We start from the raw sequence: 25,976 nt of genomic DNA on the forward strand, positions 1-25,976 counted from the left end.
ATGTGCTTAGTGTGCCTGGCCATGCCAAGGCACCAGTTTGCGCTGCAGGGCACGCAAGCCCATTTCCATGGCGAAGGCGATCAGTGCGATCACCAGAATCCCCAGCACCACCACATCGGTGACCAGGAACTGCGCGGCGGATTGCACCATGAAGCCCAGGCCGCTGGTGGCGGCGATCAGCTCGGCGGCGACCAACGTCGACCAACCCACACCGAGGCCAATCCGCACGCCGGTGAGGATGTCGGGCAGGGCGCTCGGCAGGATCACATGGCGAATCAACTGGGCCCGGGTGGCGCCCAACGACTGCGCGGCGCGCAACTTGGCCGGGTCGACCGTGCGCACGCCGGTGGCGGTAGCGATGGCGATCGGCGCAAAAATCGCCAGGTAGATCAGCAGCACCTTGGACAGCTCGCCGATGCCGCACCAGATCACGATCAGCGGCAGATAAGCCAGGGGTGGAATCGGCCGGTAGAACTCGATCAGCGGGTCCAGAATGCCCCGGGCGATGCGATTGGAGCCGATGGCAATGCCCACCGGCACGGCGGTCAGCACGGCAAAACCGAGGCCCAGGCCGATACGCTTGAGGCTCGCGCCCAGATGCTGCCACAGGGTGGAGTCCATGTAGCCGGTAGTTGCCAGCAGCCAGCCTTTTTGCAGCACGGCAGAAGGCGGTGGCAGGAACAGCGGTTCGATCAGCCCGCTGGCGGTCACGGCCCACCAGATGGCAACCAGCGTCACCAGGGTCAGCACGCTGATCCAGCGGGTGCTCAGGCTGCGGCGTACAGGGACCACGGGTTTGGTCACCGGTTTGGCGGCCGTGGCCGGTAATTCGTAACTGCTCATGCGGACACCTGCCGTTGGGAGAACACCTTGCCCAGCACGTGTTCGCGGGTTTCGATAAAGCGCGGGTCGGATTTGATCGCCCGTGCCGACTCACCGGCGGCATAACGCTGGCCGAAGTCCAGGCTCAGGCGCTCGACGATCTGCCCGGGGTTGGGCGCCAGCAGGATCAGGTCCGTGGCGAGGAACACCGCTTCTTCGATGTCGTGGGTAATCAGGAATACGGGTTTGGCCGTACGCCGCCAGACTTGCAGCAACAGCTCCTGCATCTGCTCGCGGGTGAAGGCATCGAGGGCGCCGAAGGGTTCGTCCATCAGCAATACGCGTGGGTCGGCGGCCAATGCGCGGGCCAGGCCGACACGTTGCTTCTGGCCACCGGAGAGTTGCCAGATACGACGGCTGTCGAAACCGGCGAGGTCCACCAGGGCAAGCATTTCCCGGGCGCGGATTTCGCGCTGGGCCTTGGGCACGCCCGCCAGTTCCAGGCCGAAGCCGACGTTGGCCAGCACGTCCTGCCAGGGCAGCAGGGCGTCGTCCTGGAACACCACGCCGCGCTCGGCGCTGGGGCCTTTTACCGGCACACCGTCAAGGGTGATGCGCCCGGCACTGGGTTCGACAAAACCGGCAATCAGGTTCAACAGCGAAGTCTTGCCACTGCCGGAAGGGCCGAGGGCCACCAGTAATTGCTGGGGCCCAAGGCTCAGGGAAATATCTGCCAGTACTGGCTCCGGGCTGCCTGGGTACTGTGCGCTGATGCGCTCCAGTTGTAGCAAGGCCATCGCGGTTAACTCCTGGTATCAGTTAGTGATGAACTTTGGGCTGACGTACGGGGCGTAGTCCGGCAGTACGGCGTCGACCTTGCCTTGTTCCTTGAGGAACGCGGCGGTGTCGGTGACGGCCTTGGTGGTCGGTGCGCCGAGCAGGGTGACCTGGTCAGCCGCCAGCGGGTAGACGTTGCCTTGCAGCAGCAGCGGAATGTCGCTGGCCTTGGCCCCGGAGAGCTTCACCAGTTTGTCGACGTTGCCTTTGTCAGCCAGCCAGGCTTGTGGGTCTTTGCGGTAAGCGGCGTAGGCATCCAGGGTGACCTTGGCAAAAGCCGTGACGATTTCCGGGTGCTTCTCGGCGAAATCCTTACGCACGATCCAGGCATCGAAGGTCGGCGCGCCGAACTTGGCCAATTCGCCGGAGGTGATCAGTACCTTGCCGTTTTCCTTGGCGACGCCCAGGGCCGGGTCCCACACGTAGGTGGCGTCGATATCACCACGCTTCCAGGCGGCGATGATCGCCGGCGGGGCGAGGTTGAGGATGGTCACTTTCGAAGGGTCGATGTTCCAGTGTTTCAACGCGGCCAGCAGGCTGTAGTGGCCGGTGGAAACAAACGGCACGGCGACTTTCTTGCCGATCAGGTCCTGCGGGCTGTTGATCCCGGAACCGTTGCGCGCCACCAGGGCTTCGGCACCGCCGATCTGGGTCGCGATCAGGAAGGTTTCCACCGGGACCTTGCGGGTAACCGCAGCGGTCAGCGGGCTGGAACCGAGGTAGCCGATCTGCACGTCGCCGGAAGCGATGGCGGCGATGATGTCGGCACCGTTGTCGAATTTGCGCCAGTCGATCTTGGCGTTGGTGGCTTTTTCATACGCGCCGTCGGCCTGGGCGACTTTCGCCGGGTCAACGGTGGTCTGGTAAGCGATGGTCACGTCGGCGGCCTGGGCAAACAGGCTGGCGCCGGCCAGGGACAAGGCCGCCAGTAGGCGAAGGGGGAAGTGCAGTTTCAAGGGAGGAGTCCTCATCAGGCGGCCGGAGGTCGGCGTGTGAGAAGACTAAATGATCTAAGAATCCGAAAATAAATAACATTTTCGAATTAGCTTATGAGGGGAAACGCGGTCGCTGCGTTGATGCATGAACAGTGTAGGAGCCGGCTTGCCGGCGATGGCGTTCTTGAGGTCGCCATCGCCGGCAAGCCGGCTCATGCAGGGGCGTGTCAGTTGCTGATAGCGAGGATGCTCGCCTGGTACGAGCCGACAAACACGTCAAAGTCGCCCACTTCGTTCTGCTCCAGCTCCGCCTGCTGTGCCAGCGAATTACGCGCCAGTTCCTCAAAGCGTGCCTGTTCCTCAGCCTTCAACGGCTCGCTGCGAAAGTGCTCCGCATGCACCTGGCTCTGATGCAGCGAGAACTGCGCAAAGCTCTCTTTACGCTCGCTCATGGCCGCCAACACCTGGGCCGACGGGGTCAGGGATGAATCCTTGACCTTCGCCAGCTGGGCGTCCAGCGCCTGGCTGTGTTCAGTGATGCCCTGGCTCTGGTCCAGCAAGGCTGCCAGTGGGGCAATCTGCTCCAGCAACTCGGCGGCCCATTCCTTCATGTCCACGGATTCGCCACGGCGCCGCAGTTGCAGGCCCGGACGGCGACCTTCCTTGACCACACTGAGGAAGTTGGAGGTGGCGTTGCCGCACTCGTTGTCGGCGAACAGCGGGCTGTCGTTGAGCGCGCAATACAGCAGGAACGCGTCGAGGAAGCGCGACTCCTGCAAGTCGATGCCCATTGGCAGGAACGGGTTGATGTCCAGGCAGCGCACTTCGATGTACTGAATGCCACGGGCCATCAGCGCCTGGATCGGCCGTTCGCCGGTGTAGGTCACGCGCTTGGGGCGGATGTTGGAGTAGTACTCGTTTTCGATCTGCAGGATGTTGGTGTTGAGCTGTACCCACTCACCGTCCTTATGGGTGCCGACTTCGACGTACGGAGCGTAGGGCGTTGCCACCGCTTCGCGCAGGCTGTCGGTGTAGCTCGCCAGGTCGTTGTAGCACGGCGTCAGGCCGGCCTGGGCGTTGCTCTGGTAACCCAGGTCGCTCATGCGCAGGCTGGTGGCGTAAGGCAGGTACAGGGTGTCGGCATCCAGCACTTCGAGCTGGTGCGAGCGACCGCGCAGGAAGCCGGCGTCCAGGGCCGGCGAGGCGCCGAACAGGTACATCAGCAGCCAGCTGTAGCGGCGGAAGTTACGGATCAGCGCGATATAGGCCGTGGACTGGTAGTCCCGGTCGGTGCCCACAAAGCCTTCCGCTTCCTTGAGCAGCGGCCAGAGGTCTTCCGGCAGGGAAAAGTTGTAGTGGATCCCGGCGATGCACTGCATGGTCTTGCCGTAACGCAGGGCCAGGCCCTTGCGATACACGTACTTGAGCTGTCCGATATTGGAGGTGCCGTAGTAGGCAATCGGAATATCTTCCTCGGCCGGCAACGGGCACGGCATCGATGGACTCCACAGGTACTCGTTGCCGAGCTTGCTGTAGGCAAACCGGTGGATCTTGTCGAGGCTGCTCAGGGTGTCGGCCGGGTTGGGCAGGGCCGGCGTGATGAATTCCAGCAGCGACTCGGAATAGTCGGTGGTGATCTGTTCGTGGGTCAGTGCAGCGCCCAGGGCCTCGGGATGCGGCGTTTGTGCCAGCCGACCCTCACCGGTGACGCGCAGGCATTCGCGCTCGATGCCGTGCAGGCACTGCTCGAGCAAAGAGAGGTGTTCGTGCTTGCCGAGCAATGCCAGGCGGCGGTTGAGAAGTTCGCTCAAGTTGGATTCCTTCACGCGTCAGTCGCCCCAATATGGGGGTGGGCAGGACGGTCTACAAGGGTGAAGTGGAAACTGGCGTTATCGCCTGGTTTTCGAGCCGGATTGACCCACTCGGAAAGTGCCGCTTCATCCTTGAATCTGGCTATCGCGCACGAAGAAAAGTTCGGCGCAACTTTCGCAGCGCCGAAATTAACTCAAATCGATGACAGGGAGCTATAGGACAGCGAAGGTGCCTTGTGCTTTTGCGACCAGTTTTTCGTCCTGGTACACGTCAGCCTCGACCACCAGCGTGCGCCGGCCCGGGTGGATGACCCGGGCGGTGCACAGCACATCACCGTCGGAAACGGCGCGGATGTAGTTGATTTTGCATTCGATGGTCGCGCTCTGCTGGTCGAAACCATGGGAGCTGGAACAGGCCAGCCCCATGGCAATGTCCACCAGGCTGAAGATCGCCCCGCCATGGAGCTTGCCAGCGCGGTTGCGCAGCTGCGGTTCCAGGGTCATGGCCACCTCGGCAACGCCGGTTTCCAGGCGTTGCAGGCGGCAGCCAATGAGTTCGCTGAAAGCACTGTGGGTCAAGCCGGCTGGCAGTTCCATTAACGTTTCTTCAGTTGTTTGGCGTTGGCGAACAGCGAAGCCATGGCGTTATTGGCCGGGGCTGGCGCAGTGGTTTCCTTGCGGGGTGCGCTGCCTTGGGACTGGCGTGGCGCGGATCCCGGGCGTGCGCCGCGGGCACCGTCGATTTTCTCGCCGGGGGTGTCGCTCATGCGCATCGACAGGCCGACGCGTTTGCGCGGGATGTCGACTTCCATGACTTTCACCTTGACCACGTCACCGGCTTTTACCGCTTCACGCGGGTCCTTGATGAACTTCTCCGAAAGTGCAGAGATGTGGACCAAACCGTCCTGATGCACGCCGATATCCACAAACGCGCCGAAGTTGGTCACGTTTGTGACCACGCCTTCGAGGATCATCCCCAGTTGCAGGTCCTTGAGGTCCTCGACGCCTTCCTGGAACTCGGCGGTCTTGAACTCGGGACGCGGGTCGCGGCCAGGTTTCTCCAGCTCTTGCAGGATGTCGGTGATGGTCGGCACGCCGAAGGTTTCGTCGGTGTACTTTTTCGGGTCCAGGCGCTTGAGGAACGCGGCGTCGCCGATCAGCGAGCGGATGTCGCGGTCGGTTTCAGCGGCAATGCGTTGTACCAGCGGGTAGGCTTCCGGGTGGACGGCCGAGGAATCCAGCGGGTTGTCACCGTTCATGACGCGCAGGAAGCCGGCGGCCTGTTCGAAGGTTTTTTCGCCAAGACGTGCGACTTTTTTCAGCGCTGCACGGGTCTTGAAGGCGCCGTTTTCGTCGCGGTGGGTCACGATGTTCTGCGCCAGGGTGGCGTTGAGCCCGGAGATACGGGCCAGCAGCGCAACGGAGGCGGTGTTCACGTCCACGCCGACGGCGTTCACGCAGTCTTCAACCACCGCGTCCAGGCCACGCGCCAGTTTCAGCTGCGACACGTCGTGCTGGTACTGGCCGACGCCGATGGATTTCGGATCGATCTTCACCAGTTCGGCCAATGGATCCTGCAGGCGGCGAGCAATGGACACGGCGCCACGGATCGACACGTCGAGGTCCGGGAATTCCTTGGAGGCCAGCTCAGACGCGGAGTACACCGAAGCGCCGGCCTCGGAGACCATCACTTTGGTCATCTGCATGCCTGGGTATTTTTTGATCAGCTCGGCGGCCAGCTTGTCGGTTTCACGGCTGGCGGTGCCGTTGCCGATGGCGATCAGGTCCACCGAGTGCTTGGCGCACAGGGCGGCCAGGATCGCGATGGTCTGGTCCCACTTGTTGTGCGGCACGTGGGGGTAAACCGTGGCGTGGTCGAGCAGCTTGCCGGTGGCGTCGACCACGGCAACCTTGCAACCGGTACGCAGGCCCGGGTCGAGGCCCAGGGTTGCGCGCGGGCCGGCGGGTGCGGCCAGCAGCAGGTCATGCAGGTTGTGGGCGAACACGCTGATGGCTTCGGTTTCGGCGCCGTCGCGCAGTTCGCCCAGCAGGTCGGTTTCCAGGTGCGTGTAGAGCTTGACCTTCCAGGTCCAGCGCACGACTTCACTGAGCCACTTGTCCGCAGGACGATTCTGATTCTGGATGCCGAATTGTTGACCGATCATCCCTTCGCACGGGTGCATGGTGCCCGGCAGCTCGTCGCCGACTTTCAGCGCGGAGCTCAGAATACCTTCGTTGCGACCGCGGAAAATCGCGAGTGCGCGGTGGGACGGCATGCTTTTCAGCGGCTCGTCGTGTTCGAAGTAATCGCGGAACTTGGCGCCTTCCTCTTCCTTGCCGGCGATCACGCGGGCACTGAGGGTGGCTTCCTGTTTCAGGTAGTTGCGCAGTTTTTCCAGCAGGTTGGCGTCTTCGGCGAAGCGCTCCATGAGGATGTACTTGGCGCCTTCGAGGGCTGCCTTGACGTCGGCGACGCCTTTTTCGGCATCGACAAAGCGCGCAGCTTCGCTTTCCGGAGCCAGGGACGGGTCGTTGAACAGGCCGTCGGCCAGCTCGCCGAGGCCGGCTTCCAGGGCGATCTGGCCCTTGGTGCGGCGCTTCTGCTTGTACGGCAGGTACAAGTCTTCGAGGCGGGTCTTGGTGTCGGCGAGCTTGATGTCGCGTTCCAGTTGCGGGGTCAGCTTGCCTTGCTCTTCGATGCTGGCGAGGATGCTGATACGCCGTTCGTCGAGTTCTCGCAGGTAGCGCAGGCGCTCTTCCAGATGCCGCAACTGGATATCATCGAGGCTGCCGGTGACTTCTTTACGGTAACGGGCGATGAAGGGCACCGTGGAGCCTTCATCCAGTAGAGCGACGGCCGCTTCGACCTGTTGTGGGCGTACACCGAGTTCCTCGGCGATGCGGCTGTTGATGCTGTCCATAAAACCACCTGAAATTCTGAAAGCAGGCTCGCAGGCCCGGAAAACAAGGCGTGCGAGGCTGGTTGAGCGGCCCGACTGGCGCCGCTGCCTGGGTCAAGAGGCAGCCTATTGACCCTCGAAATCGAAAAAATCACTACAAGCGGGTGAAAAAAATCCCCTGGCAGTAAACGGTAACGAACGGACGTTGCCCTGCACAAAGGCGCCGCATTATAACCAGCGATCCGCCCTTGGGGGGATTGCGGCCAAGGTTGTAAGGCGCGGGTTCGCTGGCGGTAGAGGAAAAATCTGCTAACAATGCACACGGTGCGTATAACGGCAGCTACGCCATAATGCGCGCCGAGATAAGAGGAGCATCTAATGAGCAGCACTGCACAAACTGCTGAAGGCGAAAAAATTCTCATCGTTGATGACGATCCGGGGCTGAGCAGCCTGCTGGAGCGCTTCTTCAACTCCAAAGGCTATCGTGCCCGCGCGGTGCCAAACACCGAACAGATGGACCGCCTGTTGGGACGTGAAGTCTTCAACCTGGTGGTGCTGGACCTGATGCTGCCCGGCGAAGACGGCCTGACCGCCTGCAAACGCCTGCGCGGCGCCAACAATCAGATCCCGATCATCATGCTGACCGCCAAGGGCGATGAGCTGAGCCGCATCAAGGGCCTGGAACTGGGCGCCGACGATTACCTGGCCAAGCCGTTCAACCCGGATGAACTGATGGCGCGGGTCAAGGCCGTACTGCGTCGCCAGGCCGCCCCGGTACCGGGCGCGCCCGGCAGCGAAGACGAAAGCGTGACCTTCGGTGACTACGAGCTGTCGTTGGCCACCCGTGAGCTCAAGCGTGGCGATGAAGTGCACATGCTGACCACCGGCGAATTCGCCGTGCTCAAGGCACTGGTGATGAACGCCCGCCAGCCGCTGACCCGCGACAAGCTGATGAACCTGGCCCGTGGCCGCGAGTGGGACGCCCTGGAGCGGTCCATCGACGTGCAGATTTCCCGTCTGCGCCGGATGATCGAGCCTGATCCATCCAAGCCGCGTTATATCCAGACGGTGTGGGGTGTGGGTTACGTGTTTGTGCCGGATGGCACTGCAACCAAGTGACCAATGATTTGCAGAAGCGGGCCTGCCGGTGATGATTCGATAAGAGTCAGCCGGTTGCCCGGCGTTTGCAATTCTGCGAGCCTCGCTCGCTCCTGCCAGGTGTCTAGCTGTCTTTTATGAAAACCCCGTTGTGGTTCCCGCAGAGTTTCTTCTCACGCACCCTTTGGCTGGTGCTCATCGTCGTACTGTTTTCCAAGGCCCTGACACTGGTTTATCTGTTGATGAACGAAGACGTGCTGGTGGACCGGCAGTACAGCCACGGTGTCGCCTTGACCTTGCGCGCCTATTGGGCCGCAGACCCCGAGAACCGCGAGAAGATCGCCAAGGCCGCCACCCTGGTTCGGGTGGCGGGCGCAGGCGTGCCCGAGGGTGAGCAACATTGGCCCTACAGCGAAATCTATCAGCGCCAGATGCAGGCCGAACTGGGTGAAGACACCGAGGTGCGGCTGCGCATGCATGTGTCGCCAGCGCTGTGGGTGCGGGCGCCGAGCCTGGGCGAGGACTGGCTGAAGGTGCCGCTGTATCCGCATCCCTTGCGGGGGCAGAAGATCTGGAACGTGCTGGGCTGGTTCCTGGCGATTGGTCTGCTTTCAACGGCGTCCGCCTGGATTTTCGTGCGCCAGCTCAACCAACCACTCAAACGCCTCGTATTTGCTGCACGTCAGCTGGGTCAGGGCCGTAGTGTGCGGCTACCCATCAGCGACACGCCGAGTGAAATGACCGAGGTGTACAGCGCCTTCAACCAGATGGCCGAGGATGTCGAACAGGCGGGGCGCGAGCGCGAGCTGATGCTGGCGGGGGTGTCCCATGACCTGCGCACGCCGCTGACGCGCTTGCGGCTGTCGCTGGAATTGATGGGCAACCACACCGACCTGACCGACGACATGGTTCGCGATATCGAAGACATGGACGCGATTCTCGACCAGTTCCTGGCGTTTATCCGTGACGGTCGGGACGAGGTGGTGGAAGAGGTCGACCTGACGGACCTGGTCCGTGAGGTGGTGGCGCCCTACAACCAGAACGGCGAGCAGGTTCGCATGCGGTTGGAGCCGATCCAGCCGTTTGCGTTGCGCCGGGTATCGATGAAGCGGTTGCTGAACAACCTGATTGGCAACGCCCTGCATCACGCCGGTTCCGATGTGGAAGTGGCGGCGTATGTTTCCGGGGATACCAGCGCGCCTTACGTGGTGCTGAGTGTGATGGACCGGGGCGCCGGTATTGACCCGGCGGAGCTGGAGGGCATATTCAACCCGTTCACCCGTGGCGACCGTGCCCGGGGTGGCAAGGGCACCGGCCTGGGGCTGGCGATTGTGCGGCGGATTGCTTCGATGCATGGCGGCAATGTTGAGTTGCGCAACCGGCCGGACGGCGGACTGGAGGCACGAGTGCGTTTGCCGCTGGGGCTGATGTTGCCTAGAGACGCGGTCTAGCCAGCAACGAAAAAGCATATGTGGGAGCGGGCTTGTGTGGGAGCCGGGCTTGCCCGCGATGGCATCACCGCGGTTCGCCAGAAAAACCGAGGTGCCTGTATCGCAGGCAAGCCAGCTCCTACAGGGGGTTTAACCCTTGCCTTTGGTGCGCGTCATATTCGGCCCACCATTCTTCTCCAGATGCTGAATGATGATCCCCGCCACATCCTTGCCGGTGGTGGTCTCAATCCCTTCCAGGCCCGGTGACGAGTTCACCTCCATCACCAGCGGCCCGTGGTTGGAACGCAGGATATCCACACCCGCCACACTCAACCCCATGACCTTGGCTGCCCGCAGGGCCGTCATGCGTTCTTCCGGAGTGATCTTGATCAGGCTGGCGCTACCGCCACGGTGCAGGTTGGAACGAAACTCTCCCGGCTTGGCCTGGCGCTTCATCGCGGCGATCACCTTGTCGCCCACCACGAAGCAGCGGATATCCGCACCGCCGGCTTCCTTGATGTACTCCTGCACCATGATGTTCTGCTTGAGGCCCATGAACGCCTCGATCACCGACTCGGCGGCCGTCGCCGTCTCGCACAGCACCACGCCGATGCCCTGGGTGCCTTCCAGCACCTTGATCACCAGGGGTGCGCCGTTGACCATTTCGATCAGGTCGGGAATGTCGTCCGGTGAGTGGGCGAAGCCGGTCACCGGCAAACCAATACCCCGGCGCGACAGCAGTTGCAACGAGCGCAGCTTGTCCCGCGAACGGGCAATGGCCACCGACTCATTCAGGGGGAACACCCCCATCATTTCAAACTGGCGCAACACTGCGCAGCCATAGAACGTCACCGAAGCGCCGATACGCGGGATCACCGCATCGAAGCCTTCCAGCGGTTTGCCCCGGTAGTGGATCTGCGGCTTATGACTGGCAATGTTCATATAGGCGCGCAACGTATCGATCACCACCATCTCATGGCCACGTTCGGTGCCGGCCTCAACCAGCCGACGGGTGGAATACAGACGCGGGTTACGCGACAGCACAGCGATCTTCATGCAACACCTGTGGCAGAGGTAGTAGAGACCGGGAACACCGGCTTGTCTTGAACGTATTTGAGGCCGGGGTTGACCACCAACTGGCCGTCAATCAGAGCCTTGGAACCCAGCAACAGGCGGTAACGCATGGCTTTGCGGCAGGCGAGGGTGAATTCCACACGCCACACCCGATCGCCCAGGGCCAGGGTGGTGCTGATCACATACCGCACCTGGGCCTGGCCGTTGGAGCTTTTAATGGTTTTCATCGCCACCAGCGGCGCTTCACAGCGCCGGTGACGCAGTTGCACCACGCTGCCCAGGTGCGCGGTGAAGCGCACCCACTTTTCACCGTCGCGCTCAAACGGCTCGATCTCGGTGGCATGCAGGCTTGAGGTACTGGCGCCGGTGTCGATCTTTGCGCGCAGGCCCGCCACTCCCAGGTCGGGAAGTGCCACCCACTCACGCAGACCCACAACGGTCAAATGGTCAAATGTCTTCAATATGAATAACCAGCAATTAATTCGCCCAGGCGTCGGGTGATACCTTGGCCAAAGCTTTGAATGCAGGCTTGGCGAACCAGTAGCCCTGCATCAGAAATATTCCACAGTCGGCGAGAAAGTCTCGTTCGCCAGCACTTTCGATGCCTTCGGCGATGACAGTAACGCCCAACTGCTCACAGATTGTGACAATCCCCCGGACGATCACCTGACGGACACGATCACGGTCGACATCGCGGATCAGCGCCATGTCGAGTTTGATCAAGTCAGGTTGGAAATCGGCCAGCAGATTCAGCCCCGAATAGCCCGCCCCGAAATCGTCGATGGCGGTCTTGAAGCCGAATTCGCGGTATTCACGCAGAATATTCGTCAAATGGCGATAGTTATCTACGTGCTCGCTTTCCAGTGTCTCGAAAATCAGGCGATCCAACGGAAAATTATGCGCGCGGGCCGCCTCCAGGGTGCTTCGGATGCACAGTTCTGGTCGATAGACCGCATTGGGCATGAAGTTGATTGAAAGGTGCGTCTGCATATTGAGTGTCGCGGCGGTGGCGATCGCCTTGGTGCGGCATTGCTGGTCGAAACGGTAGCGATTGCTGTCGTTGACCTGATCCAGCACCGACAGCGCGCCCTCGCCATTGACGCCGCGCACCAGGGCTTCATGGGCAAAGACCGACTGGTCGCGCAGGTCCACGATAGGCTGATACGCAAAGGCAAACTCAAAGCCCAGGGGTTCACTTTGCTGGCAACCCGCACAGCCTTGTTTGGGCGAGGTGAGTGAAAGGGGAAAGTCGGTCACACGTTAACCTCGCGAAAACAGGATGCTACCTGGCGTATCTTAGGTGAGCTCAAGGGTTTATGCGTTGAAGGCTTTCAACGGTAAAGTTGCGACATTTTTCAGAGCGAGGAATTCAAGTGGCTCAGAAGCAGGAAGAGGAAGAAAAAGTCCGTTTGGACAAGTGGCTGTGGGCGGCGCGCTTCTTCAAGACGCGGGCCTTGGCCAAGGCGGCTATCGAGAGTGGCAAGGTGCATTGGCGCGGGGAGCGTTGCAAGCCGGGCAAGGAGCCGCGCATTGGCGACGAATTCCAGATTCGTGCCGGTTTTGATGAGCGAACCGTCGTGGTCCAGGCACTCTCGATTGTGCGCAGGGGCGCTCCCGAGGCGCAGGCGTTGTATACCGAAACCGAAGCCAGCATCGCCAAGCGCGAAAACGCGGCGGCGATGCGCAAGGCGGGCTCCCTGGGCATGACCACCGATGGCAAGCCCAGCAAGAAACAACGACGTGACCTGTTCAAGTTTCGCGGCAGTGGCAATGATGATTAACGGGCGAACCGCAGGAGCCGGGCCGGCTCCTGCCACATCCCGTCAAGCGCTGCGAATGACGCTCAAGCGATTAACCAGCGGCACCCGCTGAAACCACTCGAACATGGGGCTCGTCACCCGCAACAGAAACCCCGAAACCCTCGCCGCAAACGGCGTGTAGTAACCCCAGCCCAACGCCAACAGCGCCAGCAACACGCCCCCGATGTAATCGTCTTGCCCCCAATGCGCGCCGGCTACCAGCCGCGGCATCATGAACAGCAATGCCAGTCCCCAGATCACCAGGACCTGCCCGATTCGCTTGGCAAACACGGTCATGAACATCCCCCAGATCAACAACACTGACGCGTGATCCCCCGGGAAGCTCTGGCTGGAGCGGTCCTTCAGTTCCCAGGTTTTTTCAAGGCCGGGGAAATAGTCACTCATCTGGATCGCCCCGCTGATCACCATCGACGGGCTATGGTGTTGCCAGCCCATCTGCGCCGCCAGCTTGGAAAACAGCATGCGGATAAACAGCAACAGCAGCAGAGTACCCAGGAACCCGAAAAACGCCTGGCGTACTTCGATCGCCTTGAACACCCAATCGCCGCGGATCAGCAGCGTCAGCAGAATCACCCCGACCACCGCGTCAAACGGCCGCAAACTGGCCACCGCCCACACATGCAGCCACGTCGGGCTGCTCGCCAAGGGGTCGTTGAGCAGATGAAACAGCCACTCGTCGAAAACCACACAGAGCGCTTGGCCCGCCGGCCAGAGCCAGAAACACAACAGCCCCAGAGCGAGTAAATTGCACAGGGCCAATCGCCCGAGGTTCCACTTGGCTTGGAACAAACCCGGATTGTTCATAAACTGTTTCCTCTTTGCTTTAAAAGCGCTTCGTTTTCCCGTAGAAGGCCGCACCAAAATGGTGCTAAAGCGTGTAATTCTATAAACGTTGTCATCTTTTTGTCATCAATTCAGATACCCAGACCTATGACTGATCTACCGGATACCGACTTCACCCAACGCTTCATCTTCGACGACAGCGACGCCCGCGGCGAACTGGTCGCGCTGGAGCGCAGCTATGCCGAAGTCCTTGCCAAGCACCCCTATCCGGAGCCGGTCGCGCAATTGCTCGGCGAGCTGATGGCGGCTGCCTCGCTGCTGGTGGGCACCCTGAAGTTCGATGGCCTGCTGATCCTGCAAGCGCGCTCCGAAGGCCCGATCCCGCTGCTGATGATCGAGTGCTCCAGCGAGCGCGAAATCCGTGGCCTGGCCCGTTACGACGCCGACCGCATTGCCCCTGACGCGACCCTGGCCGACCTGATGCCGGACGGCGTGCTGGCGTTGACCGTCGATCCGACCGTAGGCCAGCGTTACCAGGGCATCGTCGACCTCGACGGCGAAACCCTGTCCGACTGCTTCACCAACTATTTCGTGATGTCCCAGCAAGTGGGCACCCGCTTCTGGCTCAACGCCGATGGCCATCGCGCCCGTGGCCTGCTGCTGCAACAATTGCCGGCCGACCGCATCAAGGATGAAGAAGACCGCGCCGACAGCTGGGCACACATCACCGCCCTGGCCGGCACCTTGAAAGCCGAAGAGCTGTTGGGCCTGGACAACGAAACCATCCTGCACCGCCTTTACCACGAAGAGGCCGTGCGCCTGTTCGACGTGCAATCCCTGCGTTTCCACTGCAGCTGCTCTCGCGAGCGCTCGGCCACTGCCCTCGTCAGCCTGGGCCTGGAAGATGCGCAGGACCTGGTGGTAGAACACGGTGGCAACATCGAGATCGACTGCCAGTTCTGCAACCAGCGCTACCTGTTCGACGCCGCCGATATTGCTCAATTATTCGCCGGCGCAGGCGTAGACACCCCTTCAGGCACCCGCCACTAAAACGTTTAAGCACAGGTAAATCACCTGACAAACGCCGGATTTCCGCCGTTCTGACCGGAGGGCCCTACTCTTTTTGGGCTTTTCTGGCATAATCCGGCCCACTTTTTTCGCGGTAGTAGTGCGCAACTTTCTACTACAAAACGTTTGGAGCACTCGGCCATAGGCCGACGGGGAACCTCATGACGCAAGCCAATAACGCCGTATACACTGACCTGAGTGTTGACGATCTGGTCAAAGAAGCCCTGCAGCGCGGTGAAGGCGTGCTTGCCGATACTGGAGCGCTGGTCGTAGAAACCGGTCATCGTACCGGCCGTTCGCCAGTCGACCGCTTCATCGTTGAAGAGCCTTCCACCCAGGCTGCCATTGCCTGGGGCCCGATCAACCGCAAGTTCCCGGCCGACAAGTTCGATGCCCTGTGGGCTCGCGTCGAGGCATTCAACAACGCGCAAGAGCATTTCGTTTCCCACGTTCACGTAGGGGCTGCAGAAGACCACTACCTGGCCGTGAAAATGACCACCCAGACTGCCTGGCAGAACCTGTTCGGTCGTTGCCTGTTCATCAACCCGGCCCAGTACAACCCGGCCGGTCGTGACGAGTGGCAAGTGCTCAACGTGGCCAACTTCGAATGCGTGCCAGAGCGTGACGGCACCAACTCCGACGGTTGCGTGATCCTCAATTTCGCCCAGAAAAAAGTCCTGATCGCCGGCATGCGTTACGCCGGTGAAATGAAAAAAGCCATGTTCTCGGTGCAGAACTTCCTGCTGCCGGCTTCCGACGTACTGCCGATGCACTGCGCCGCCAACATCGGCGAAGCCGGCGACGTGACCCTGTTCTTCGGCCTGTCGGGCACCGGTAAAACCACCCTGTCCGCCGACGAAAGCCGTTACCTGATCGGTGACGACGAACACGGTTGGGGCGAGGGCGTGGTGTTCAACATCGAAGGCGGCTGCTATGCCAAGTGCATCGACCTGTCCGAGAAGAACGAGCCGGTTATCTGGAAAGCCATCAAGCACGGCACCGTGCTTGAAAACGTGGTGATCGACGATGCCAAGCACGCCGACTACACCAACGTCAGCCTGACCCAGAACAGCCGCGCCGCCTACCCGCTGGAGCACGTGGCCAAGCGCTCCGAGAAAAACCTCGGTGGCGAGCCAAACGCTGTGATCTTCCTGACCTGCGACCTGACCGGCGTACTGCCGCCCGTGTCGATCCTCAGCGAAGAACAAGCGGCCTACCACTTCCTGTCCGGCTACACCGCACTGGTGGGCTCGACCGAAATGGGCTCGGGCGGCGGCATCAAGTCGACCTTCTCCACCTGTTTCGGCGCGCCATTCTTCCCGCGTCCGGCCGGTGAATACGCAGAACTGCTGATCAAGCGCGTGCGCGGCTTCGGCTCCAAGGTCTACCTGGTCAACACCGGCTGGACCGGCGGCGGCTACGGCGTTGGCAAGCGCTTCAACATCCCGACCACCCGTGGCGTGATTGCAGCGATCCAGAGCGGCGCGTTGATTGGTGCCGAGACCGAGCACCTGGACACCATCAACCTGGACGTGCCGTTGGCAGTACCGGGCGTCGAGACTGGCCTGTTGAACCCACGTAACACCTGGGCTGACAAGGCTGCTTACGACGAAGCCGCGAAAGCGCTGGCGGGTCTGTTCATCGAGAACTTCAAGAAGTTTGAAGTGAGCGATGCGATCAAGGCTGCGGGTCCGAAGTTGTAAGATTCGGCCGTTGTGAAAAAGCCGCCCCTTGTGGGCGGCTTTTTTGTGGGTGAAGGGTCAGTCGACGAGGTGCAAAACCACCGCGCCGACCAGTACCAATACGACCCCGGTTACTTGTACCGCTGACAGTCGCTCCTTGAAAAACACAAACCCCAGAATCGCCGCGATCCCGCCCGATAAGGTACTGATCACCGTCACCACGGAAACCGAGCCGGCCATGGCGCCCCAGGAGAATGCCGAGAACCCGCCGAGGTTCATCAGGCTCGCGCCGGTCAGCGTTGCGCAGTTTTTCAGCGGCGGGATTTTCAGGCCGTCTTTGATTTTGAGCACCATCAACACCAGCACGCACAGGCCTACCAGATAGCCAAGCCAAAGCATCGTGACCGGGCCAAGCGTCGGCAGGGTGTAGCGGCCTTGTACCCAAAAGCTTGTGCCGTAGAGCAACGCTGCGAGCATTGCGTAGGCGATTGAGCGGCTGGAGCTGTTGTGAGGCACGCCGTTGTCCTTGTGGATACTGGAAAGGATCACACCCACCACGCACAGGGCGATGCAGCCGAGCTGGATCAGACTGATGTGTTCGCCGCTGGCCCATGACAGCAAAGTAGTCACGACACCGTAGGACGTCACCAGCGGCGCGACAATGGCCGCTTTGCCCAGCGAGAAGGCCTTGGACAGCGCAAGGGCGCCTGAGACGGTCAGCAGGGCTGCTGCGGCTCCCAGGAGCCACACACTCAAAGGCGCCGCGAGGGATTTGACGAGGAAGGTCGGGAATATGAGCAGCAGCAGGGTCATGATCAGGAAACCCAACGCCTGGCCGAAGTACACCGCGCGTTTTACGCCGACGGCTCGGGCGTTGAGGCCCACGAGGAAGTCCGTGCCGCCCCAGAGCAGGGCGGCCAGCAGGCCCATTAGTACGTCCATGTAAGGTCCTTGTTATTTTTTTGAGGGCTGCGGTGTATCGGCTTATAGGTGTGTCGGCTGTCCTGGCCTCATCGCGGGCAAGCCCGGCTCCCACACTTCAGCTGAGATTTTCCAGGGTTTGGGTGTCCCAGCGCTGAGTCTTGATAGCCAGGTAGAGCATACCGATGGTCAGCGGGATTTTATCGCCGCGACCTTTGGCTCGGCGTTTCAGGAACACATCGAAGACCGGAGGCTGGAAGTAACGATAAGCGTCGTAGTCGTTCAAGTCGACGGCGAAATCCTGTTCCAGCGCCTCCATGAATTGCTTGGCCTCGGTGCCGTCGCAGCCCAGGTCCAGGTTGATTGAGGTTTCAAGGCGGATGGTCTTGTGTTCAGGCAGGCCGATTTCGTCGTGCAGCAGTTGCAGGAGTTGCTGCATGGCGGTGTCTTCGGGGAAGTGGGGGGCCAGGTTCATGGTGGGGGCACGTCGGAGTGGGTGAGGTGGATGGTTACGTTTCAGGCGGAATTTATTTCGTGTGATGAACAGTGCCAGGGCTATCAAGAACAAGGCAATGGGAAGGACGACCCATTGGAGATAGTCGATCATAGGGTCACCCTCCTTGGAACGGTATGACCATGGCAGACAGTGAGTGCTGAGGGCCAATCCCGCCTTCGACCTGGGCATCCATTCCAATGACCACGTCGCCAGCGTGATAGCTTCGATCGATACTTTTCGTGATCAGGCCCACTGCGGTCCCAATCATGCGAGCTGCTGATCTGGAAAAAGGATGGATGGGGGCAGCGAGAGCCCCACCGATCAACAAGGCAATGATGCTACCGCGCTCATTGAGCAAATCAGCGTGCGGTCGTGTCAGCGGCTTGGAAATCGCTATTGTCATCTTGCAAGGCAGGTCGCCGGCCAGCATCTTTTCGTAGAGCTCCGTCAGTCGGTAGTGAACGTCATTCGCGAAGTCTCCCGCGTCTGACAGGCATATGTTGGCCAAGGTGTGTCGATTACCAGGTACTACGCTGAAGCGGACCACCGTGAAGGTGACGCCGTAGTGGCCGATGTGTTGAGTCCTTTCGAGGTTCAAGAGGGTTCTGCCGAGCCAGTTGGAGAGAGGCTAGTTTCGGTCAGGCGGTGGTGGGTCTACGAGATGCGAGAGATTGGTCGAAAGCATTTTGGGAAGAGTAGCGCGGGGTGTGAGGGGATTTCTTACGGATGCTGCCTGCATTTCTGGAATGTCGCGACGTCATGGGCGAGACAGGTCAACTGATCGTTCCCATGCGGAGCGTAGGAAGCGATCGATGTTAGCGCGGGGTGCTGATGCACCGTTCGAAAATCGCCTCCAACCCCCGGTAATCACACGCCACCGCATCAATGTTCGCTGGTATCCACGCTGCGTTCTTCACCAGCCACCAGTTCACTGAAAACCCGGCATTCACGATGATCTGCTCGAACAGAATCCGCTGCGCCCGGCCGTTCCCTTCGCGAAACGGGTGGATCACGTTGAGGTCGCCATAAGCCTCGGCGATCTGTGTCACCAACTCGGCCTGGGTAACGCCGACAAACCAGTTGGCCTGCGCCATGTGCTGGACGATCTTTGCGGCTTCGGGCGGAATACGCTCTGGTGTGCAGAACAGTGTGTCGCCTTTCTGGATGTTGACCGTACGCAGTTCGCCGGCCCAGTCGTAGATGTCTCCGAACAGGGTGCGGTGGATGTGTTGCAGGCGTTCAAGGTCGTAGGGCGGGGGAAACAGTGGCAGGCTGCCTACGGCAATTTCAGACAGTTCCCGCTCGGCCTGGTGCAGGCGCTCTTCGTCGAACAAATCCAGGCGGTTACGCAGGACGCTGCTACCGGGGTAGCAGTACGGGTCCTGGCCCACGCCGTATTTGTCGAGCATCAGCGTGGGGTATTGCGGTACTTGGCGAGGACGGCTTCGCGGGTCGGCAGGGGCTTGTCGACGTCGGCGGGCTGGGTGTCGAACCCTTCCAGGCGCAGGCTGGCCAGGTAGTTGGATCGGCGGATCTTGTCGTAGTGATCCTGTTTTTGCTCAAACGTCAGTTCGGCCATGACAGCGTCCTCTCGGTGCGAAGCTTGATTGTAGCGCAATGGGTTTCGAGATGCGTCCTGCGCGAGGTTGGAACGTTTCCTACTGGTGCCTACTCCATTGCCCAGGCTGTGTATCATCCTGACTCTTTTTAACTTGCGACCTTTCTCGATTCGCTGAATGCGCTGGTCTATGTTTTGGGCTCGTTCAGCGGTCAATGGAGTGACAGCTTATGCACAACACCCTCCAACAGGTCTTTGGTTATCCACAGTTTCGTTTGGGCCAGGAGGCGGCGATCAGCGCCGTGCTGGCCGGCCGTTCGGCGGCGGCGATTTTCCCCACCGGTTCCGGCAAGTCCCTGTGCTATCAACTTTCCGCTGTGTTGCTGCCGCATCTCACGCTGGTGGTGTCGCCGTTGCTGGCGTTGATGCAGGACCAGTTGGGTTTCTTGCAGCGCCACGGTATTTCCGCTGGCAGCATCGATTCGGCCCAGAGCCGGGATGACGCCAATGACGTCATGGCCCGGGCGCGTTCGGGCGAGCTGAAGATCCTGATGGTTTCCGTGGAGCGCTTGAAGAACGAGCGCTTCCGCAATTTCCTGCAAAGCGTGCCGATCTCGCTGCTGGTGGTGGACGAGGCTCACTGTATTTCCGAATGGGGCCACAACTTTCGCCCGGATTACCTGAAGCTGCCGGACTACCAACGCCAGTTCCGCATCCCCCAGGCGCTGCTGTTGACCGCCACGGCCACACCCAAGGTGATCGCCGACATGCAGGCCAAGTTCGCCATTGCGCCGGACGATGTGATCACCACGGGCTTTTACCGCGCCAACCTCAACCTGCTGGTAGAGCCCGTCGCCGGCCAGGACAAGCGTCGACGCCTGGTGGCCTGGATGAAAGAGCGGGCCAATCAGCCGAGTATCGTCTACGTCACCCTGCAGAAAACCGCCGAACAGATTGCCGAGCATTTGAATCGCAACGGCATCCAGGCCGAGGCTTACCACGCAGGGTTGCCCAACGATAAGCGTGAGGGCATTCAGCGGCGATTCATGGGCGGCCAGTCCAATTGCATTGTCGCCACGATTGCCTTTGGCATGGGCATCGACAAAAGCGACATTCGCAACGTGGTGCACTTCGACCTGCCCAAATCCATCGAGAATTACAGCCAGGAAATCGGTCGTGCCGGACGTGATGGGCAGCCGTCTGATTGTCTGGTCTTGGCTAACCGTGACAGCCTCAATATCCTGGAAAACTTTGTGTACGGCGACACGCCGGAGCAGGAAGGCATTCGCCGCGTCCTTGAGGAGATACAGGCGGCCCGTGCTGAAGGGCAGTGGGAGTTTCTACTCCGCTCTCTTTCGGACCACAGCAACATCCGCGAGCTGCCGCTGAAGACCTTGCTGGTGCAGCTTGAGCTCAAGGGCGTGATCGCGCCGCGCTATGCGTTTTACGCCGAATACCGCTTCAAGTACCTGATTGAGCCTGAAGCACTGCTGGCACGTTTTTCCGGCGAGCGGCAGCAGTTTGTCGCGGCAATTATCCAGGTCTGCAAACGGGCAAAAACCTGGGCGACGGTGGATTTCGACGCGCTTTATCAGCAGCATCAGGCCGAGCGCAATCGGGTGGTGAAGGCCCTGGATTACTTCCAGGAACAGGGCCTGATCGAGATGGAAAGCAAGCAGATGACCGAGGTTTACGGCCTGCTGAATACCGACTTCGATCCACACGCGCTGAGCACGGAGTTATACACAGGCTTCAAGCAGCACGAGGTGACAGAGGTGGCGCGGATTCACGCCATGCTGGATCTGTTCGCCACAGAGGAGTGCCTGGGTTACCGCCTGGCGCACTATTTCGGCGATGAAAACGCGCCCCGGCAATGCGGGCATTGTTCGGTGTGCCACGGTAACGTTGCACACTTGCCAGCGCCGCCGAGCTTGCCGCCGCTTGTGGATAAAAACTTCCAGGCGCTGTGCGGTGAATTTATCCACAGGCATCATGAGTACAACGGCCACTTGCCGGGCGCGGAGCGCTTGACGCGGTTCCTGGGCGGGATCAGCGTGCCGTTGTTTACCAAGCTCAAGGCGAAGAGCATTCCAGGCTTCGCTGCGCTTGAGGAATATCCCTATGCCGAAGTGCGGGAATGGGCTGAAGCTCATTTGGACGACTTGTAAATTCACTGACCCGAGATTTGCCCATGTCTGACTCAATGCCGCAGCGCGCCGACTACCGTCACTTCCAGCCGATCATCACGCGCTGGCACGACAACGATGTGTATGGCCATGTGAATAACGTCACCTACTACAGCTTCTTCGACACGGCGGTAAATACCTACCTGATCGAGGAGGGCGGATTGGATATTCATGACGGCGAGGTGGTGGGTTTTGTGGTGAGTTCGGCGTGCGATTACTTCGCGTCGATTGCCTTTCCGGACCGCATCGAGATCGGCCTGCGGGTGGGCAAGTTGGGCAACAGTTCGGTGCAGTATGAGCTGGCGGTGTTCAAGGCTGGCGAAGAGGACGCCTGTGCTGCGGGGAGGTTTGTGCATGTGTTCGTGGACCGGGCGTCGAACCAGCCGGTAACGATTCCAGAAGCGCTGCGAGGTGCCTTGCAGCGCTTGGTGGCTTAACGCCGCTTATGTGGGAGCTGGCTTGCCTGCGATAGCATCGCCGCGATTTGGCTGATACACCGAGGCGACTGCATCGCAGGCTAGCCAGCTCCCACACTATTTTGCTGCGTTTTCCGGAAGGTATTTCCAGTCTTAGCGGTGGCGATAGTGATGCTTGTTCTTGCGATGCCCATAAGCATGCCCGCGCCCGCGATGGTCATCGCGATCATAGCGGCGATCGTCGCGCCCGCGGTAACGACGGTCGTCGTCATCGCTCTTGTTGCCCATGTAGTTGCCCAGCGCGCCACCGGCGCCACCGCCGGCTGCTGCGCCGATCAGGCTGCCGGTGCTGCCGCCGACACTGCGGCCCACCACGTTGCCGCCGGCCGCGCCCAATGCGCCGCCAATGGCCGCTTCGCCACGGCTGCGCTTGTCTGCGCCGACCGCACTGCCGCCGGCGCCGCCGAGGGCTGCACCGATGGCCGAACCGGTGTTACCGCCCAACTGCTGACCTACGACCGAACCTAAAACCCCGCCCAATGCGCCGCCCACACCGGCTTCGGTGGTGCCACCGGCCATGGCTGCGCCACTGACCAGGCCAAGGGACAACAAGAGAATCGAGGAGAACTTCATAGAGGAACCTCAAGAGGATGACGGCGCGATCCTGAGGTTGTATCGAGGCGGAAACAATCGAAACCCGACCAGTGGTATGAGTTGTATACAATTCTATAAGTTGTTGTTTTTTATCGGGAACTTAAGTCGTTTTTGCGAGTCCTTAGTTACTTCGGAACGGCCGCTTTTATGCAAAAGCGGCCTTTTTTGTGCCCGTGAAAAACTCGGGTGCTGCCTGTGGCGAGGTGTCGCTTAGGCCGACTTCGCCATGATCAAGCCGGTCGCACTCGCTGCTTCCAGGCGAATCGCCACGAATTTCGACGTTGGCGTATGGCTCCCATCCCCGGTGCTTTCCAGCGGCACCAGCGGGTTCACTTCCGGGTAATACGCCGCCGCTTGCCCGGCCGGAATATCAAACGCCAGCAAGGTAAAGCCCTTCACCCGACGCTCACGGCCGTCATCCCAGATCGACACGATGTCGGCCTTCTGCCCCGGCTTGAAGCCCAGGCGGATGATGTCGGCTTCATTGACGAACAACACATCCCGTTGGCCCTTGACCCCGCGATAGCGGTCGTCCAGGCCATAGATGGTGGTGTTGTACTGATCGTGGGAGCGCATCGACTGCATGATCAGATCCGGCAGTTGCCCGGTGTTGCGGGTGCGTTCGTGCACCAGATCCTTGGGCAGGATGTTCGGGCGGAAGTTGGCGCGGCCCGACGGGGTATTCCAGCGACGTGCGCCGGCGGAGTTGCCCAGGTAGAAACCGCCCGGGTTTTTCAGGCGCTCGTTGAAGTCCTTGAAGCCCGGAATGGTGTCGGCGATCAGGTCGCGAATGCGGTCGTAATCGGCCACCAGCCAGTTCCAGTCCACCGGCTTGCTGCCCAGGGTGGCGGCGGCAATGCCAGCGAGAATCGCAGGCTCGGATTTCATCTGCTTCGACAGCGGCTGCAACTGCCCGTTGGAGGCGTGGACCATGCTGAACGAGTCTTCCACGGTCACCGCTTGCGGGCCTTCGGCCTGAATGTCGATGTCGGTACGGCCCAGGCACGGCAGGATCAATGCGTCTTTGCCGTGCATCAGGTGGCTGCGGTTGAGCTTGGTGCTGATCTGCACGGTCAGGTCGCAATTGCGCAGCGCTTCAAAGGTGCGCGGGCTGTCCGGCGTGGCTTGGGCGAAGTTGCCGCCCAGGCCGATAAACACTTTGGAGCGGCCTTCGAGCATGGCGTGGATTGCTTCCACCACGTTATGACCGTTGTCTCGCGGTACCTGGAACTGGAAGCGACGCTCCAGGGAATCAAGGAACGCCACCGGTGGCCGCTCGTTGATGCCCATGGTGCGGTCGCCCTGCACGTTACTGTGGCCACGCACCGGGCACAGGCCGGCGCCTGGGCGTCCGATATTGCCGCGCAGCAGCATCAGGTTGGCGATTTCCTGGATGGTCGGCACCGAGTGGCGATGTTGGGTGATGCCCATCGCCCAGCACATGATCACGTTCTTGCCTTTGGCGTACATGCGCGCCGCTTGCTCGATCTCCACCAGGGTCAGGCCGGACTGTTCGACGATTTCATCCCATGAGGTGTCGTCGATCTTGCCCAGGTAATCCAGCACGTTGGCGGTGTGTTCGTTGAGGAAGTCGTGGTCGAACACGGCCTCTTTGCCTTCGGCCTGGGCCTGGCGCTCCCACAGCAGCAGGAATTTCGCCATGCCGCGCAGAATGGCCATGTCGCCACCCAGTGCCGGGCGGAAGTAGGCGGTGTTGGTCGGCTTGTCGCCGTTGGTGAGCATTTCCAGCGGGTGTTGCGGGTGCTGGAAGCGCTCCAGCCCACGCTCTTTCAGCGGGTTGATGCACACCACCTGGGCGCCACGTTTTACCGCTTCGCGCAGCGGTTCGAGCATCCGTGGGTGGTTGGTGCCCGGGTTCTGGCCCCAGACAAAAATCGCGTCCGCATGTTCGAAGTCATCGAAGGTCACGGTGCCTTTGCCCACGCCGACGCTTTGCGCCAGGGCCACGCCGCTGGCTTCGTGGCACATGTTCGAGCAGTCCGGGAAGTTGTTGGTGCCGTAGGAGCGCACGAACAGTTGATACAGATAAGCCGCCTCGTTGCTGGCCCGGCCCGAGGTATAGAACTCGGCCATGTCCGGGTTTGGCAGTGCATTGAGGTGCTTGCCGATCAGGTCGAACGCCGACTCCCAACTGATGGGCTTGTAACGGTCGGTTTCGGCGTCGTAGCTCATTGGCTCGGTCAGGCGGCCCTGATACTCAAGCCAATAGTCGCTCTGCTCCAGCAGCGCGCTGACGCTGTGCTTGGCGAAGAATGCCGCGTCGACCCGGCGCTTGGTGGCTTCCCAGTTGACCGCCTTGGCGCCGTTCTCGCAGAACTTGACCATGCCGCTTTCCGGCGAGTCGCCCCAGGCGCAGCCCGGGCAGTCGAAGCCGCCGTTCTGGTTGGTCTTGAGCATCATGCGGATGTTTTTCAGCGCGTTGTCACTGGTCAGCCAGGCTTGCGCCACGCTGATCAGTGCGCCCCAGCCACCGGCCGGGCCTTTGTAGGGCTTGTAGCGCGGGGTGGGTTTGTCGTCGGCTTGATGATGAGTGCTCACGCTTGATTCTCCATCGCAGGGCTATAGACCCGCGGCGCACTTTTCTGCGGCAGGTGGATGAGATTGAGGTTGTGCCGGCGGGCCCATTGCAGGGCCAGGCCGGTGGGCGACGAAAGGCTGACCAGGGTCTGGATGCCTGCGCGCAATACTTTCTGGATCAGTTCGAGGCTGCAGCGACTGGTGACAATCGCCAGGCCGCCGTCGGTCGGAATTTTTTGGCGAATCAGCGCGCCGATCAGCTTATCGAGGGCGTTATGCCGGCCGATGTCTTCGCGGCCCAGCAGCAATTCACCCTGGTTGTTCATGAACACCGCCGCATGCACCGCGCCGCTGTATTGGCCCAAGGGCTGGAACGCGCTGATGCGCTGGCGCAGGCCCTCCAGCCATTCGGCGGGCGGCAGGGGCGCGCCGGGCAGCACCTTGAGGTTGGGCAGCGCCTGTTCCACCGCTTCTACGCCGCACAGGCCACAGCCGCTGGTGCCCGCCAATTGCCGGCGCTGCTGTTTCATGTTCCAGAAGGCACGGCTGGAGATCTGCACCTGCGCGTATTGGGTCGAGCCCGACCCGCTGATTTTCAGGTCATAAATGTCGCTAACGTCTTCGATAATGCCGCTACCGACGCTGAAGCCGACAATAAAATCTTCAAGGTCGGTCGGCGTCACCAGCATCACCGCCTGGCTGATGTCGTTGTAGGCAATCGCCAACGCCACTTCTTCGGCGAGCGCGGTGCTGGCCGATTCGGTGTGTTCGAGATTACAAAACTGGTAGCTCTGGCTGGCGGCGGGCGCGGGCGTTTCGAGGGCGGGCGCCGCGCAAACTGGGCGCTGGGCGTTCATTGGGCATTACCACCGGGAGTATTCAGCTGTAAGACTAGGCGCGACAAAGGGTCGCGTCTAATCGTCAGTACTGATCTACCGATAGATGAC

Annotated in this window: 25 protein-coding genes; 7 read left to right on the forward strand and 18 right to left on the reverse strand. The window is 60.9% G+C overall.

Annotation, left to right across the window (positions count from 1 at the left end; all coding sequences use genetic code 11):
* Window positions 1-6: 6 nt before the first annotated feature.
* The 6 genes from tauC to P3C29_RS14975 form a co-directional block, all read right to left on the reverse strand.
* Window positions 7-843 carry a taurine ABC transporter permease TauC gene (gene tauC / locus P3C29_RS14950; protein ID WP_275964815.1) on the reverse strand — a complete coding sequence of 279 codons (837 nt, stop codon included), beginning with the start codon at window positions 841-843 and terminating at the stop codon, window positions 7-9.
* Entirely contained in the window at window positions 840-1,619 is a 780-nt protein-coding gene (tauB, locus tag P3C29_RS14955) for a taurine ABC transporter ATP-binding subunit (protein WP_029615807.1), read from the reverse strand. Before tauB ends, tauC begins: the two co-directional genes overlap by 4 nt.
* 18 nt (window positions 1,620-1,637) lie before the next feature.
* A complete protein-coding gene (tauA, locus tag P3C29_RS14960) occupies window positions 1,638-2,615 on the reverse strand; it encodes a taurine ABC transporter substrate-binding protein (RefSeq protein WP_003213167.1) in 978 nt (325 codons plus the stop codon).
* 206 nt (window positions 2,616-2,821) lie between these two features.
* A complete protein-coding gene (gene gshA, locus P3C29_RS14965) occupies window positions 2,822-4,405 on the reverse strand; it encodes a glutamate--cysteine ligase (protein ID WP_201125886.1) in 1,584 nt (527 codons plus the stop codon).
* A gap of 213 nt (window positions 4,406-4,618) precedes the next feature.
* On the reverse strand, window positions 4,619-5,002 hold the full coding sequence (locus tag P3C29_RS14970; protein ID WP_008435797.1) for a PaaI family thioesterase: 384 nt from the start codon (window positions 5,000-5,002) through the stop codon (window positions 4,619-4,621).
* Window positions 5,002-7,326 carry a Tex family protein gene (locus P3C29_RS14975; protein WP_010168933.1) on the reverse strand — a complete coding sequence of 775 codons (2,325 nt, stop codon included), beginning with the start codon at window positions 7,324-7,326 and terminating at the stop codon, window positions 5,002-5,004. Before P3C29_RS14975 ends, P3C29_RS14970 begins: the two co-directional genes overlap by 1 nt.
* A 357-nt stretch (window positions 7,327-7,683) precedes the next feature.
* On the opposite strand from P3C29_RS14975, the gene ompR reads away from it, so the two are divergent.
* Window positions 7,684-8,424, forward strand: a complete 741-nt coding sequence (ompR, locus tag P3C29_RS14980) for a two-component system response regulator OmpR (protein WP_003213175.1) — start codon at window positions 7,684-7,686, stop codon at window positions 8,422-8,424.
* A gap of 116 nt (window positions 8,425-8,540) precedes the next feature.
* Window positions 8,541-9,854, forward strand: coding sequence for an ATP-binding protein (locus P3C29_RS14985; protein WP_003213176.1), 1,314 nt, complete (start codon window positions 8,541-8,543; stop codon window positions 9,852-9,854).
* 129 nt (window positions 9,855-9,983) lie between these two features.
* On the opposite strand, the gene rimK is transcribed toward P3C29_RS14985, so the two are convergent.
* Genes rimK through P3C29_RS15000 form a run of 3 tightly spaced genes read right to left on the reverse strand, consistent with a single transcriptional unit; the run spans window position 9,984 to window position 12,164 of the window.
* Window positions 9,984-10,889: a 30S ribosomal protein S6--L-glutamate ligase gene (gene rimK, locus P3C29_RS14990; protein WP_003187674.1), complete on the reverse strand. Its 906-nt coding sequence runs from the start codon at window positions 10,887-10,889 to the stop codon at window positions 9,984-9,986.
* On the reverse strand, window positions 10,886-11,335 hold the full coding sequence (locus P3C29_RS14995; protein ID WP_177324993.1) for an ATP-dependent zinc protease: 450 nt from the start codon (window positions 11,333-11,335) through the stop codon (window positions 10,886-10,888). Before P3C29_RS14995 ends, rimK begins: the two co-directional genes overlap by 4 nt.
* A 49-nt stretch (window positions 11,336-11,384) precedes the next feature.
* Window positions 11,385-12,164: an EAL domain-containing protein gene (locus P3C29_RS15000; RefSeq protein WP_010168940.1), complete on the reverse strand. Its 780-nt coding sequence runs from the start codon at window positions 12,162-12,164 to the stop codon at window positions 11,385-11,387.
* 116 nt (window positions 12,165-12,280) lie between these two features.
* Here P3C29_RS15000 and P3C29_RS15005 point away from each other — a divergent pair, with 116 nt between their 5' ends.
* On the forward strand, window positions 12,281-12,688 hold the full coding sequence (locus tag P3C29_RS15005; protein WP_003213184.1) for a S4 domain-containing protein: 408 nt from the start codon (window positions 12,281-12,283) through the stop codon (window positions 12,686-12,688).
* Between the two features lie 42 nt (window positions 12,689-12,730).
* Here P3C29_RS15005 and P3C29_RS15010 read toward each other — a convergent pair whose 3' ends face one another.
* Window positions 12,731-13,531 carry a phosphatase PAP2 family protein gene (locus P3C29_RS15010; protein WP_275964816.1) on the reverse strand — a complete coding sequence of 267 codons (801 nt, stop codon included), beginning with the start codon at window positions 13,529-13,531 and terminating at the stop codon, window positions 12,731-12,733.
* Window positions 13,532-13,657: 126 nt separating this feature from the next.
* On the opposite strand from P3C29_RS15010, the gene hslO reads away from it, so the two are divergent.
* Both hslO and P3C29_RS15020 read left to right on the forward strand, forming a co-directional pair.
* Window positions 13,658-14,560 (forward strand): Hsp33 family molecular chaperone HslO, encoded by a 903-nt coding sequence (hslO, locus tag P3C29_RS15015; protein WP_010168945.1) that lies wholly within the window; start codon window positions 13,658-13,660, stop codon window positions 14,558-14,560.
* A 179-nt stretch (window positions 14,561-14,739) separates the two neighbouring features.
* Window positions 14,740-16,281 carry a phosphoenolpyruvate carboxykinase gene (locus P3C29_RS15020; RefSeq protein ID WP_177009301.1) on the forward strand — a complete coding sequence of 514 codons (1,542 nt, stop codon included), beginning with the start codon at window positions 14,740-14,742 and terminating at the stop codon, window positions 16,279-16,281.
* Window positions 16,282-16,338: 57 nt separating this feature from the next.
* Here P3C29_RS15020 and P3C29_RS15025 read toward each other — a convergent pair whose 3' ends face one another.
* From P3C29_RS15025 to P3C29_RS15045, 5 genes are all read right to left on the reverse strand, one after another.
* A complete protein-coding gene (locus P3C29_RS15025) occupies window positions 16,339-17,190 on the reverse strand; it encodes a DMT family transporter (protein WP_275964891.1) in 852 nt (283 codons plus the stop codon).
* 109 nt (window positions 17,191-17,299) lie between these two features.
* Window positions 17,300-17,656, reverse strand: coding sequence for a DUF1493 family protein (locus tag P3C29_RS15030; RefSeq protein ID WP_275964817.1), 357 nt, complete (start codon window positions 17,654-17,656; stop codon window positions 17,300-17,302).
* Between the two features lie 136 nt (window positions 17,657-17,792).
* Window positions 17,793-18,275, reverse strand: coding sequence for a hypothetical protein (locus P3C29_RS15035; protein WP_275964818.1), 483 nt, complete (start codon window positions 18,273-18,275; stop codon window positions 17,793-17,795).
* A gap of 217 nt (window positions 18,276-18,492) precedes the next feature.
* Entirely contained in the window at window positions 18,493-19,086 is a 594-nt protein-coding gene (locus P3C29_RS15040; RefSeq protein ID WP_275964819.1) for a putative adenosine monophosphate-protein transferase Fic, read from the reverse strand.
* Window positions 19,086-19,256 carry a YhfG family protein gene (locus tag P3C29_RS15045; protein WP_003213201.1) on the reverse strand — a complete coding sequence of 57 codons (171 nt, stop codon included), beginning with the start codon at window positions 19,254-19,256 and terminating at the stop codon, window positions 19,086-19,088. Before P3C29_RS15045 ends, P3C29_RS15040 begins: the two co-directional genes overlap by 1 nt.
* 209 nt (window positions 19,257-19,465) lie before the next feature.
* Here P3C29_RS15045 and P3C29_RS15050 point away from each other — a divergent pair, with 209 nt between their 5' ends.
* On the forward strand, window positions 19,466-21,403 hold the full coding sequence (locus tag P3C29_RS15050; protein ID WP_201125891.1) for a RecQ family ATP-dependent DNA helicase: 1,938 nt from the start codon (window positions 19,466-19,468) through the stop codon (window positions 21,401-21,403).
* 23 nt (window positions 21,404-21,426) lie between these two features.
* Window positions 21,427-21,858 carry a thioesterase family protein gene (locus P3C29_RS15055; RefSeq protein WP_201125892.1) on the forward strand — a complete coding sequence of 144 codons (432 nt, stop codon included), beginning with the start codon at window positions 21,427-21,429 and terminating at the stop codon, window positions 21,856-21,858.
* Between the two features lie 132 nt (window positions 21,859-21,990).
* Here P3C29_RS15055 and P3C29_RS15060 read toward each other — a convergent pair whose 3' ends face one another.
* The 3 genes from P3C29_RS15060 to fdhD all read right to left on the reverse strand — a co-directional run bounded on the left by P3C29_RS15060 (window position 21,991) and on the right by fdhD (window position 25,886).
* Window positions 21,991-22,470 carry a YMGG-like glycine zipper-containing protein gene (locus P3C29_RS15060; RefSeq protein ID WP_010168957.1) on the reverse strand — a complete coding sequence of 160 codons (480 nt, stop codon included), beginning with the start codon at window positions 22,468-22,470 and terminating at the stop codon, window positions 21,991-21,993.
* Between the two features lie 231 nt (window positions 22,471-22,701).
* A complete protein-coding gene (locus P3C29_RS15065) occupies window positions 22,702-25,050 on the reverse strand; it encodes an FdhF/YdeP family oxidoreductase (protein ID WP_010168960.1) in 2,349 nt (782 codons plus the stop codon).
* A complete protein-coding gene (gene fdhD / locus P3C29_RS15070; protein WP_201125893.1) occupies window positions 25,047-25,886 on the reverse strand; it encodes a formate dehydrogenase accessory sulfurtransferase FdhD in 840 nt (279 codons plus the stop codon). The genes P3C29_RS15065 and fdhD overlap by 4 nt, the downstream gene beginning before the upstream one ends.
* Window positions 25,887-25,976 lie beyond the last annotated feature (90 nt).

It is taken from the genome of Pseudomonas sp. 1912-s (assembly GCF_029269205.1).
Lineage (GTDB): Bacteria > Pseudomonadota > Gammaproteobacteria > Pseudomonadales > Pseudomonadaceae > Aquipseudomonas.